This window comes from Cryobacterium sp. RTC2.1, from assembly GCF_035018685.1.
GTDB classification, from domain to species: domain Bacteria; phylum Actinomycetota; class Actinomycetes; order Actinomycetales; family Microbacteriaceae; genus Cryobacterium; species Cryobacterium glucosi.
The window spans coordinates 22,388-33,891 of the sequence record NZ_JASJXJ010000019.1 but is presented as its reverse complement, the minus strand read 5'-3'; the positions used below and the strand labels follow the sequence as shown (position 1 = coordinate 33,891).

13 protein-coding genes and 1 tRNA gene are annotated in these 11,504 nt (G+C 66.9%); 3 read left to right on the top strand and 11 right to left on the bottom strand.

Translation table 11 applies throughout. From position 1 onward, the window contains the following. Positions 1–82: 82 nt before the first annotated feature. Positions 83–334 carry a DUF1653 domain-containing protein gene (locus QN357_RS04435; RefSeq protein ID WP_322135745.1) on the top strand — a complete coding sequence of 84 codons (252 nt, stop codon included), beginning with the start codon at positions 83–85 and terminating at the stop codon, positions 332–334. Positions 335–426: 92 nt separating this feature from the next. Here QN357_RS04435 and QN357_RS04430 read toward each other — a convergent pair. From QN357_RS04430 to rplU, 10 genes are all read right to left on the bottom strand, one after another. Then, positions 427–502 (bottom strand) — tRNA-Ala (locus tag QN357_RS04430). Positions 503–575: 73 nt separating this feature from the next. Next, positions 576–953: a ribosome silencing factor gene (gene rsfS, locus QN357_RS04425; RefSeq protein WP_134447942.1), complete on the bottom strand. Its 378-nt coding sequence runs from the start codon at positions 951–953 to the stop codon at positions 576–578. Between the two features lie 40 nt (positions 954–993). Beyond that, on the bottom strand, positions 994–2,064 hold the full coding sequence (locus QN357_RS04420; protein ID WP_134559796.1) for a hypothetical protein: 1,071 nt from the start codon (positions 2,062–2,064) through the stop codon (positions 994–996). 47 nt (positions 2,065–2,111) lie between these two features. Then, complete coding sequence (nadD, locus tag QN357_RS04415) at positions 2,112–2,705, bottom strand: nicotinate-nucleotide adenylyltransferase (RefSeq protein WP_255454114.1); 594 nt, start codon at positions 2,703–2,705, stop codon at positions 2,112–2,114. Between the two features lie 13 nt (positions 2,706–2,718). Continuing rightward, entirely contained in the window at positions 2,719–2,865 is a 147-nt protein-coding gene (locus tag QN357_RS04410; RefSeq protein ID WP_241975425.1) for a hypothetical protein, read from the bottom strand. 70 nt (positions 2,866–2,935) lie between these two features. Further along, positions 2,936–4,204, bottom strand: a complete 1,269-nt coding sequence (locus QN357_RS04405; RefSeq protein WP_134447934.1) for a glutamate-5-semialdehyde dehydrogenase — start codon at positions 4,202–4,204, stop codon at positions 2,936–2,938. Positions 4,205–4,256: 52 nt separating this feature from the next. After that, positions 4,257–5,042 (bottom strand): glutamate 5-kinase, encoded by a 786-nt coding sequence (proB, locus tag QN357_RS04400; protein WP_134447932.1) that lies wholly within the window; start codon positions 5,040–5,042, stop codon positions 4,257–4,259. Continuing rightward, on the bottom strand, positions 5,039–6,604 hold the full coding sequence (obgE, locus tag QN357_RS04395; protein WP_134447930.1) for a GTPase ObgE: 1,566 nt from the start codon (positions 6,602–6,604) through the stop codon (positions 5,039–5,041). Before obgE ends, proB begins: the two co-directional genes overlap by 4 nt. 79 nt (positions 6,605–6,683) lie before the next feature. Beyond that, positions 6,684–6,941 (bottom strand): 50S ribosomal protein L27, encoded by a 258-nt coding sequence (rpmA, locus tag QN357_RS04390; RefSeq protein WP_066595878.1) that lies wholly within the window; start codon positions 6,939–6,941, stop codon positions 6,684–6,686. Positions 6,942–6,959: 18 nt separating this feature from the next. Then, a complete protein-coding gene (gene rplU, locus QN357_RS04385) occupies positions 6,960–7,268 on the bottom strand; it encodes a 50S ribosomal protein L21 (protein ID WP_134447928.1) in 309 nt (102 codons plus the stop codon). 242 nt (positions 7,269–7,510) lie between these two features. On the opposite strand from rplU, the gene QN357_RS04380 reads away from it, so the two are divergent. Further along, positions 7,511–7,783, top strand: a complete 273-nt coding sequence (locus tag QN357_RS04380; protein ID WP_134447926.1) for a DUF4031 domain-containing protein — start codon at positions 7,511–7,513, stop codon at positions 7,781–7,783. 107 nt (positions 7,784–7,890) lie between these two features. On the opposite strand, the gene QN357_RS04375 is transcribed toward QN357_RS04380, so the two are convergent. Then, positions 7,891–10,605 carry an Rne/Rng family ribonuclease gene (locus QN357_RS04375; protein WP_322140831.1) on the bottom strand — a complete coding sequence of 905 codons (2,715 nt, stop codon included), beginning with the start codon at positions 10,603–10,605 and terminating at the stop codon, positions 7,891–7,893. A gap of 279 nt (positions 10,606–10,884) precedes the next feature. Between QN357_RS04375 and QN357_RS04370 the strand changes: the two genes are divergently transcribed. Beyond that, complete coding sequence (locus QN357_RS04370; RefSeq protein ID WP_241985049.1) at positions 10,885–11,484, top strand: vitamin K epoxide reductase family protein; 600 nt, start codon at positions 10,885–10,887, stop codon at positions 11,482–11,484. Positions 11,485–11,504 lie beyond the last annotated feature (20 nt).

Sequence of the window (11,504 nt, the reverse complement as noted above, 5' to 3'; positions counted from 1 at the left end):
CTCGCAATGCTCAGCCTCGGCGGGCACAAACCCGTGCTTCCCGGCCGGGACTAACCCACGGAAGAGTCAGGAGAGCCCGAAAATGACAGGAATAACGCCAGGGCGGCACCGGCACTACAAGGGCAATCTGTACGACGTGATCGGCGTCGCCCGGCACTCGGAGACCGAGGAGGAGCTCGTCGTCTACACGGCGCTTTACGGCGATCGTGGCCTGTGGGTGCGTCCCCTGGTGATGTTCCTGGAGTCCGTCAACATCGACGGACAGGCGGTTCCCCGGTTCGCCCCGATCGACACCGACAGCGGAGCACACTCCGTGCTGGATATCCGGGACTGAATATTCCGAGCTGAATATTCCGAGCTGACATCGTGCTGGAAGCAGCTCTGATACAGGAAAAGCCCCGACCGAAGTCGGGGCTTTTCATGTCTTGGTGGATCCGAGGGGATTCGAACCCCTGACCCCCTGCATGCCATGCAGGTGCGCTACCAGCTGCGCCACGGACCCAGATCATGTTTCAGGTTTTCCCCCGAAACAACTTCTCTAGGTTACTACATGCGGAAGCCTGTTGTGACCACTGTCAGTCCTGGACCTTGTGGACGGGCAGTTCGATCGGGATGACGGGGCAGTCCTTCCAGAGTCGCTCGAGGGAATAGTACACGCGCTCCTCCTCGTGGAAGACGTGCACGACGAGGTCGCCGAAGTCGACGAGAACCCAGCGACCCTCAGCGCGGCCTTCGCGGCGCAGCGGCTTGTGACCGGCTGCGGTGAGCTGGTCTTCGATCTCGCCGGCGATGGCGACGACGTTGCGCTCGGAGCGGCCGGTGACGATGAGGAAGATGTCGGTCAGTGGGAGAGGGCTGGAAACGTCGATCGCGACGAGGTCCTCCCCCGCTTTCGAGTCTGCGGCGGCGGCGGCCAGCTTGAGGAGCTCGAGAGCGTGGGCAGAAGCGGTCATCGAATGAATCCCTGTGTTAGTGAAAGCGAGTGAAATGGCATTAAAAGATGTGGAGGAAGTAGCCGACCGCGAACAGGGCCAGCACGCCGACGGCGAGCACGCCGACGGTGACGGTGAGAACGGTGGGAAGCGTGAGTCCGCGCTGTTTCGGCGGGGCCATGACGCCTCGGGTCGACGCGTGGGTGCTGACGGCGCGACTGGCGCTCACCGGGACGATCCCGTTGCGGTGGCCGCCCTCGTCGAGCTGGTCGAGCATGCGGTCCATCTCGGAGGAGTCGTAGACGTTGGGGTGCACCCCGGTTTCGCCGAGGCTGCGTGGCAGGTCGATCGAGCCCGTGATCATGATTTCACCGGTACTCGTCAGCGGACCAGAGGAGTTGCCCTGGTGCGGGATCGAGGGAAGGATCAGCGCGTTCGTCGTGGTCGGGATGCCGCCGGCGCTCACGCCCTGGTTCACCAGCTGGTCGAACGGGGCGAGCGTCTCGAACCCGGGCAGCAGGTCGTTCTCTTCGCCGCGGTCGAGCGACCAGTGCCCGACAGGAGGGTGCAGGGAGCCGGGACGGGTCTCGCCGAGGGGGCTCGGCGCGACGTCGACCATGAAGGCGATGGGTTCCGGCTCGACCGGGCGACCCTGCGGGCGGACATTGTCCTGCTCCTCGGCGGGGGAAGCTGGCGTAGTGAGGGGTCGGGATGCGGTGAGCGTCGCGACGGCCGCGAGCAGGGAATCCTCGGCCGGAGGCGCTTCGGCGGCTTGCAAGGCGCGGAGTTCGCGCCGGGTCAGGGTGTGCTCGCGGACCGGAACGTCCGCGGCAGTCCCGGCGCTGGTTTCACCGGGAGTCTCGACGGCGTCGGTCGTTGCGCCGGATTCCGGCGCCGCCGGGGTTTCAGCTTCGGCTTCAGCTTCGGCTTCGGGAACGAGCTCAGCGAGGATAACGGGTCCGGATTCGGCCGCGGGTCCACCGGTCGACGGCAGGACCAGAAGAGACTCGGGCTCGACAGTGGGGGCATCCGCTGACGGGGCCGCCGGGGTGACCGGTTGCGCGGGCTGCGTGTGGTGCGGGGAGTGTTTCTGCGCAGCGGAGGGCGCGTCGGGCTGGTGCCCGTTTGCCAACTCGCGCGCTTGACGACGCGTCAGTGGCGGTGGGTTGATACCCAACGTCATGCCACACTCCGATACAGATGATGCTTTGAGATGTACTGGACGACCCCGTCGGGAACCAGATACCAGACCGGGAAACCCCGGTTCACGCGTGCACGGCAGTCGGTGGACGATATCGACAATGCCGGAACTTCAAGCAAGCTTACGTCCTGGTTCGGCAATCCCGAAATGGTGAGCTCATGTCCCGGTCGACTCACAGCGACGAAATGGGCGAGGTCCCAGAGTTCCTGCACGTCTTTCCAGCTCAGGATCTGGCGGATGGCGTCGGCACCGGTGATGAAGAACAGTTCGGCATCAGGGCGCTGGGCGTGCAGGTCGCGCAGGGTGTCGATCGTGTACGTCGGGCCGACCCTGTCGATGTCGACGCGGCTCACGGTGAAACGGGGGTTCGACGCCGTCGCGATCACGGTCATCAGGTAGCGGTGTTCGGTTTCGGTCACGTCGCTCTTCTGCCACGGCTGCCCGGTCGGCACGAAGACGACCTCGTCGAGGTGGAAGCTCTGCGCCACCTCACTCGCGGCGACGAGGTGGCCGTGGTGGATGGGATCGAAGGTGCCGCCCATGACGCCGATGCGGGGGCGGCGCTCAGTCACGGAGACGGTGTCCCTAGTGCTCGTCGACGCGGCCGTGCGCTGCGGCGTATGCGCGCGCCTTTTCGGCGTGGCGGTTGGCGACATCGCGGTAGGACCAGACGACCCCGCCGAGGGCGCCGAAGGTGACCAGGGCAATCAGGCCGTAGACGAACGTCGGCATATACACTCCTTTTCTGCGGGACGGCACGCGTGACGTGCAGTACCGCACCATTCTAGTGGGGCCGTTCGGACTAGGCCCGCACCTGTCCGCTGCCGCGCACGATCCACTTCGTGCTCGTGAGTTCCTGGAGTCCCATCGGGCCTCGGGCGTGCAGTTTCTGGGTGGAGATGCCCACCTCGGCACCGAAGCCGAATTCGCCGCCATCGGTGAACCGGGTCGATGCGTTGACCATGACGGCCGCGGAATCCACTTCGTTCAGGAACCGTTCGGAGTTGACGATGTCGTTCGTGATGATCGACTCGGTGTGGCCCGTCGAATACCGGCGGATGTGCGCGAGCGCCCCATCGAGGCCGGGAACGACCGCGACCGCGAGGTCGAGGCTCATGTATTCCGTCTCCCAGTCGAATTCGGTTGCGGGGACGGCGTCCGGGAAGAGCGCCTGGACGCGGGCGTCGCCGTGGATGGTGACCCCGGAGGCGGCGAGACGACCGAGGACGGCAGGCAGGAGACGGTCAGCGGCGCCCTCGTGGACGAGGAGGGTCTCGACGGCGTTGCAGACGCTCGGGCGCTGCACCTTCGAGTTGTGCACGATCTCGACGGCCCAATCCCGGTTGGCGCTCTCGTCGAGGAAGATGTGCACGACGCCGGCACCGGTCTCGATGACCGGGACCTTCGACTGGGTGACGACGGCATTGATCAGGCCGGCGCTTCCGCGCGGAATGAGCACGTCGACCTGGCCGCGGGCCTGCATGAGTTCGGTCGCGCCCTCGCGCCCGAAGGGATCGATGGTCTGCACCACGTCCCCCGGCAGGCCGACGGAGTCGATGGCCGACTGGAGGAGGGCGACCAGGACCCGGTTGGTGTTCTCGGCGGCGGATCCGCCGCGGAGGACGACGGCGTTGCCGCTCTTGAGCGCGAGCGCCGCGATATCGACGGTCACGTTGGGCCGCGCCTCGTAGATGACGCCGACGACGCCGAAGGGCACCCGCACCTGGCTGATCTTCACACCGTTGGGCAGGCTGCTGCCGCGGACGACCTCGCCGACGGGGTCGGTCAGGAGCGCAATCTGGAGCACGGCGTCCGCGAGGCCGGCCACGCGGGCCTCATCGAGGGTGAGCCGGTCGAGGAGACCGGTACTGAGTCCGTTTGCGGCGCCGGCGGCGAGGTCGTCACGGTTCGCCGCGAGGATGTCTGCCGTGTTCCTGCGCAGGGAGTCCGCGATCGCGGTGAGCGCCCTGTTCTTCTGCGAGGTCGGAGTGGACGCGAGGACGATCGAGGCCCTGCGCGCCGCATCGAGGGTCAGGGTGAGCCGGAGGGAGTCGACGGGTGACTGCAGCATGCCGGTAGTTTACGGCACGTTTCCCACCCCCGCGGGGCCAGGACCGGACAGGTTACAGCCGGGGAGTCGGTTCGAACCAGGTGCCGACGTAGTCGCCGCGCAGGGCCTGGGCGACGAGCCCTGTCGAGGTAACCAGCACGGCCGTTCCTGCTTCCGCTGCAATCCGGGCCGCTGACACCTTCGTACCGGCCCCACCGGTGCCGACACCGGAGGAGCTCGCGCCGAATTCCACGCCGGGAAGCCGGTCGCCTGCCGCGATGTGCGGGATGCGTTCCGCCCCTGGGAGATGCGGCGGGCGGGTGTAGAGGGCGTCGACGTCGCTCAGCAGCACGAGGAGGTCGGCTCCGATCAGGGTCGCGACGAGGGCCGCGAGCCTGTCGTTGTCGCCGAAGCGGATCTCGTGGGTGGCGACGGTGTCGTTCTCGTTCACGATCGGGAGGATCCGCAGCCCGAGCAGCCGGTTCATCGCGCGGCGCGCATTGGACCGGTGTGACGGGTTCTCGAGGTCGCCGGCGGTGAGCAGCACCTGCCCGGCGATGATCGAGTAGCGACGGAGACTGTCCTGGTAGCGGAAGATCAGGAGGTTCTGGCCGACGGAGGCCGCGGCCTGCTGGGTTGCGAGGTCGGTGGGCCGTTCCTCGAGGTTGAGGTACGGCATCCCGGTCGCGATCGCACCGGAGGAGACCAGGACGATCTCGGCGCCGCGGGCGTGCGCCTCGGCGAGGGCGTCGACGAGCGGGGAGATCTGCGACACGTTCGCTCCGCTGATCGAGGATGACCCGACCTTCACGACGATGCGTGCCGCCGTCTTGATGTCGTCCCGCCCGAGGACGCTCACTCGGAGTCTTCCTGGCTGCTTTCCGAGCCTGCTGGGGCGCTCTCGCCGTTGTACTCGACCTCGCCAGAGGTCCACATTCCGGCGTCGCGCTCGCGGATGAGCTCGGCACGGGCGGCCGCCTTGGCGTCCATCCGGCCGAAGTACTCTTCCCGGCGCTCGCTGCTCGTGCGACGCTTCGAGTCGTCGAGGCGGGTGTCGGTGCCGCGGGGGGCCGTGATGAGCTCCGCCGTCGACGTGAGAGTGGGCTCCCAGTCGAAGACGACACCGTTGCCTGCGCCGATGATCACGGTCGAGCCGGCGACGGCTCCCGCCTTGAAGAGTTCGTTCTCGATGCCGAGCTTGGCCAGGCGGTCGGCGAGGAAGCCGACGGCCTCGTCGTTGGTGAAGTCGGTCTGCTGCACCCAGCGCTCGGGCTTGGTGCCGATGATGCGGTAGATGTTGCCGAACGAGCCGCCCTCGACCTTGACGACGAAACCGCTGTCGTCGACGGCCTTGGGACGGATGATGATGCGCGGCTTGGCCGCGAGTGCGGCGGCGGACTCGATGCGGCCTGCTTCGACGAGTTCGGCGAGGGCATAGTTCAGCTGGCGGAGGCCCTCGTGGCTGACGGTGGAGATCTCGAAGACGCGGTAGCCGCGGGCTTCGAGGTCTGCCTTGACGAAGTCCGCGAGTTCGCGGGCCTCTGGAACGTCGATCTTGTTGAGCGCGACCAGCTGGGGACGGTCGAGGAGGGGTTTCTGGCCTTCGGGAACCGGGTAGGCGCCGAGTTCTCCGAGGATCACGTCGAGGTCGCTGAGCGGGTCGCGGTCGGGGTCGAGGGTCGCGCAGTCGAGGATGTGCAGGAGAGCTGTGCAGCGTTCGACGTGGCGCAGGAATTCGAGGCCGAGGCCCTTGCCCTCGCTCGCGCCCTCGATCAGGCCGGGAACGTCTGCCACCGTGTAGCGCACCTCGCCGGCGTCGACGACGCCCAGGTTCGGGAACAGGGTCGTGAAGGGGTAGTCGGCGATCTTGGGCCTCGCGGCGGACATGGCCGCGATCAGGCTGGACTTGCCTGCGGAGGGATAGCCGACGAAGGCGACGTCCGCAACGGTCTTGAGCTCGAGCTGGACATCGCCTTCCCAGCCGTAGGTGCCGAGGAGTGCGAAACCGGGGGCCTTGCGCTTCGAGGAGGCGAGTGCGGCGTTGCCGAGCCCGCCCTGGCCGCCGGGGGCCACGACGATCCGGAAACCCGGTTCGGTCATGTCGGCGAGTTCGTTGCCGTCGACGTCCTTGACGACGGTGCCGAGGGGTACGGAGAGTTCCATGATCTCGCTGCTGAAACCGGCGCGGTGGTCGCCCATGCCGGGACCGCCGTTGACGGAGCTGCGGTGCGGGGACCGGTGGAAGCCGAGGAGCGTGGTCACCTGGGGATCGGCGACGAGCACGATGTCGCCGCCGTTTCCGCCGTTGCCGCCGTCGGGGCCGGCCAGGGGCTTGAACTTCTCCCGCTTGACGGACACACAGCCGTTGCCGCCGTTGCCCGCGCGCAGGTGCAGCGTGACCTGGTCAACGAATGTGGCCATGGGGGTGCCCCTTTCAGGTGGCGTAAAACAAGCAGAGGGCGAGCCGAAGCCCGCCCTCACGCTTACAGATTGTGGATGCCTACGCGGCAGCCACCACGATGTTGACGACCTTGCGGCCACCCTTCGCGCCGAACTCGACCGAGCCGGCCTCGAGGGCGAACAGCGTGTCGTCGCCACCGCGGCCGACGTTCACGCCGGGGTGGAAGTGGGTGCCGCGCTGGCGGACGATGATCTCGCCCGCTCCGACAACCTGACCACCGAAGCGCTTCACGCCGAGGCGCTGGGCGTTGGAGTCGCGACCGTTGCGAGTGGAACTCGCACCTTTTTTGTGTGCCATTTGTTCTGCTCCTCGGGCCTAGGCGATGCCGGTGACCTGAACGCGAGTGAGCTCCTGACGGTGCCCCTGACGCTTCTTGTAACCGGTCTTGTTCTTGAACTTCTGGATGACGATCTTCGGGCCGCGGAGGTCGTTGAGGACCTCGGCGGTCACGGTGACTTTGGCCAAAGACTTCGAGTCAGAGGTGATCTTGTCGCCATCGACGAGGAGCACTGCGGCCAGCTCGACGTTGCCGTCCTTGTCAGCCTTGATTCGGTCCATCGTTACGATGGTCCCGACCTCTACCTTCTCCTGCCGCCCACCGGCGCGCACAACTGCGTAAACCACGTTACGTACCTATCTCTGGGGAGCCGTGAGGCCCCGATTCCTATGATGGAAAGTTACTGCGTAAACGGCCCAAGTCGGCCCGTCTCTGTCAGAAAACCTTAGGTGTCAGCGCGGGCTCAGGCCCAACGCACACCAACAGTCGAGTTTAGCTGATCAACCTGCCCCGGTCAAACTGGGGCTGGGATCGACCGGGGATCGCCTGCTCCCCCGGCACAACGCTGCGGGGAACATACAATCTTGGGATGACCGTGTTGATAGATCAGCCTACATGGCCCGCGCACGATACGGTCTGGTCGCACCTCGTCAGCGACGTGTCGCTCGAAGAATTGCACGGTTTCGCCGCGGCGAACGGCATTCCCCTGCGGGGTTTCGACCTGGACCACTATGACGTGCCCGCGCACCGCTACGAGGCCCTCGTGGCGGCTGGGGCGCTTCCGGTGGGCAACAGGGAGCTCGTGCTGCGCTTGCGCGCGAGCGGGCTCCGCGTGTCCGGACGCGAACGCTCCGGACGCTGAACCCACCGCGGCCCGGCGGCGTGTCTCGGCGTGTCGCGGGTACGGAAAACGGCGGCCGACCGAAGTCGACCGCCGTACGGCCCCGATGCCCCTGGGCTCGTGCTGAACTAGTTCTGCGTCTCCCGTGCCGGCAGCACGATGGGCTGCGCGTTCGACGTCGAGCCGCCGGCCGTCGTGACCCTGCGGCTGCGCGAGCGGCCCTGGCCGGGCTGTTTGGGCTCAGGGAGCGACTCGAGCACCGAGTCGAGCAGCTGGTCGGTGACCTGCTTGCTCACGGTACGACGGGCGCGGGACGACTTCCGCACCGGGATGTCGAGGATCTCGACGGAACCGGTGTTGGCCTCCGTCAGGTCCGCGGCAACGGCCTGGGTGATGCTCGGCGCCTCCACGGGGGCGGATGCCTCGGCGACGGGCGTGACCGTGGGCTCGACCGGGGCTGTGGACTCGTTCGCGTGCACCTCCTGCTCTGCGGAGACGGGGACGGACGCGGGGGCATCCGGCACGTGGATGATCGGGATGGACCCGGTCAGGGCGCGCGGGATGGTCCTGGCCGCGATCAGGGCGAGTGCGTGCTTGGCATCCTCGGTGATCCCGTGCGTGCCCGATGTGGCCTTCGCCTGCTCGGACACGGATCCGTTGGTGCCGGAGTTACCGCCGCGGTGGCCGTTGTTGCCGCCGTTGCCGTTCCCGTTGCCGTTCCCGTTGCTCCCGTTGCCGTTGCCGTTGCCGTTGTCGTTGCCTGAGTTGCCCGACTTGCTGCGCGGGCGGCGTTCCTGGGGCGGCTGGGCGGTCTGGCGGTGCTTGGTGACGGGGTCGTGGTGGATGACGACTCCGCGGCCCGCACAGGCCTCGCAGTTCTCGCTGAACGACTCGAGGAGTCCCAGTCCGAGCTTCTTGCGGGTCATCTGCACAAGCCCGAGCGAGGTGACCTCCGCGACCTGGTGCTTGGTGCGGTCGCGGCTCAGGCATTCGAGCAGGCGGCGCAGCACGAGGTCGCGGTTGGTCTCGAGGACCATGTCGATGAAGTCGACGACGATGATGCCGCCGATGTCGCGCAGCCGGAGCTGACGCACGATCTCCTCTGCGGCCTCGAGGTTGTTCTTCGTGACGGTTTCCTCGAGGTTGCCGCCGGAACCGACGAACTTGCCCGTGTTGACGTCGACGACGGTCATCGCCTCTGTGCGGTCGATCACGAGGGAACCGCCGGAGGGCAGCCAGACCTTGCGGTCGAGGGCCTTCTCGATCTGCTCGGAGATGCGGTACTCGTCGAAGGCGTCGTTTTCGCCCTCGTAACGCTCGACGCGGTCGACGAGGTCGGGGGCGACCTGGCCGAGGTAGGTCTGGATCGTCTCGCGGGCTTCGTCCCCGGAGATGACCATCTTCTGGAAGTCCTCGTTGAAGACGTCGCGCACGATCTTGATCAGCAGGTCGGGCTCACCGTGCAGCAGCGCGGGGGCCTGGACAGTGTCGACGAGCTTGGAGATGGATGCCCACTGCTCGGTGAGGCGGTTGACGTCGAGCGTCAGCTGCTCGTCGGTGGCACCTTCCGCGGCGGTACGCACAATCACGCCGGTGTTGTCCGGCAGGACCTCTTTGAGGATCTTCTTGAGGCGGGCACGCTCGGTGTCCGGAAGCTTGCGGCTGATGCCGTTCATCGAGCCGTTCGGCACGTAGACGAGGTACCGGCCGGGAAGCGAGACCTGGCTCGTGAGCCGGGCGCCCTTGTGGCCGATCGGGTCCTTCGTGACCTGGACGAGCACCTTGTCGCCTGGCTTGAGCGCGAGCTCGATCCGACGCGCCTGGTTGCTGTTGGCGGCATGTTCCGCCGCGGCCTCCCAGTCGACCTCACCGGAGTACAGCACGGCGTTGCGGCCGCGTCCGATGTCGACGAAGGCGGCTTCCATGCTCGGGAGCACGTTCTGTACCCGGCCGAGGTACACATTCCCGATCAGGGATGCGTCCTGGTTCTTGGCGACGTAGTGCTCGACGAGTACGCCGTCCTCGAGGACGCCGATCTGGATCTTGTTGTGTTTGGCCCGCACGACCATGACCCGGTCGACCGATTCACGGCGGGCGAGGAACTCGGCCTCCGTGATGACCGGACGGCGACGCCCGGCGTCGCGGCCGTCGCGGCGGCGCTGCTTCTTGGCCTCGAGGCGGGTCGAGCCCTTGATCCGCTGCGGCTCGGTGATGAGCTCGGGTTCGCGCGGAACGCGGACCCGGACGACGGTGTTGGCGGGGTCGTCGGCACCGGAGCGGTTCTCGTCGCCTGGCCTGCGGCGGGCGCGGCGGCGGACGGTCGACGTCTCGTCCGGGTACTCATCGCGGTCCGAGCGGCCGTCGGGACGGTTGTCCGAGCGGCTGTCCGAGCGGTTGCGGTCGTGACGGTTCTCCGCGCCGTTGTCCTGGCGGTTGCCCGAGCGGCTGTCCTGACGATCCCCGTCTGGGCGGTTGCCGTCCTGACGATCGTCGAAGGCACGCGAATCGTCGCGCCTGGCTCCGGCACGTGCCGGAAGCGGCACGATGTTCGGCGCCTGGAAAAGAAGAGAGGTCGAGGGCCTGCGAACCGGCTGTGCGGGTTCGACGGGCGGAGTCGGCTGGTCCACGGTGGTGTCCTGTTCGGCTGGGGTCGTCGCGGTGGACGCCCAGGGTGCGGGCTCCCCCTCGAGGAATGGTGCTGTCGGTGCCTCCACGGCGCCGGTCGCGGCGCCGGGTACCGTGGCCGGTGCTTCCGTTGGCGCGATCGCCGCGGCGGCTACACGCCGACGGCGGGATCCGAACAGACCTTTGCGTTTTTTGGTGTTTTCGTTGTCTTCCACCATTACTGGTGCGCTCCTTGACCGTTTTGGGCGACCGCGCCACCCATCCGGCTACTCTCTCGTGCGAGAAAAACGCTTGCGCGTCCACCTCGGGAATCCTCTTCGTTCGCAACCGGCTCTTGGCTCTGGCTGCTAATACCTTTGGTCGTGGGACCAATGAATCTGGGCTGTTACGGCCCATTAAGCCTTCTCTGGCTGTGCTTGAGCGCGGCCCAAGCATCCGTGTTGATTATCGCATGTATTGTTCAGGATCGAGTGCGAGGCGCATGACATAATCCTGAGGTGCAACAGACCGAGCAATCCAGGCGCCCCACCGGGCTCGCCATCTTCATGATCATCGGGGGTGCGATCGCCCTCGCGGCGGCCTTCGCGCTGACCCTGGACAAGATCGCCATCCTCGAGGATCCGCAGGCGCAGCTCTCCTGCAACTTCAGCGTGCTCGTCGGCTGCAGCACCAACCTCGGTTCCTGGCAGGGTGCGCTGTTCGGTTTCCCGAACCCGTTGATCGGACTCATCGCCTGGACGGTCGTCATCACGATCGGCGCCGCGATCCTCGCTGGCGCCCGGTTCGCCCGCTGGTTCTGGATCGGACTGAACGTCGGCGTGGCGCTCGCGCTCGTCTTCGTGATCTGGCTGATGGGCCAGAGCTTCTTCGTGCTCGACGTGCTCTGCCCGTGGTGCATGGTGACCTGGGTCGTCACGATCCCGATGTTCCTGGCCGTGACCCTCTACAACCTCAGGACGGGCACCCTCCCGGTTCCGGCCGGGGTGCGGCGCTTCGCCGCCGGCGCCTCCTCGTGGATCGTCGTCATCACGATCGGCTGCTACCTCGTGGCCGCAACGGTCGCCCAGCTCAAGATGGACTTCCTGCACCGCCTCTAGCACTGCACCGCCTCCAGCCG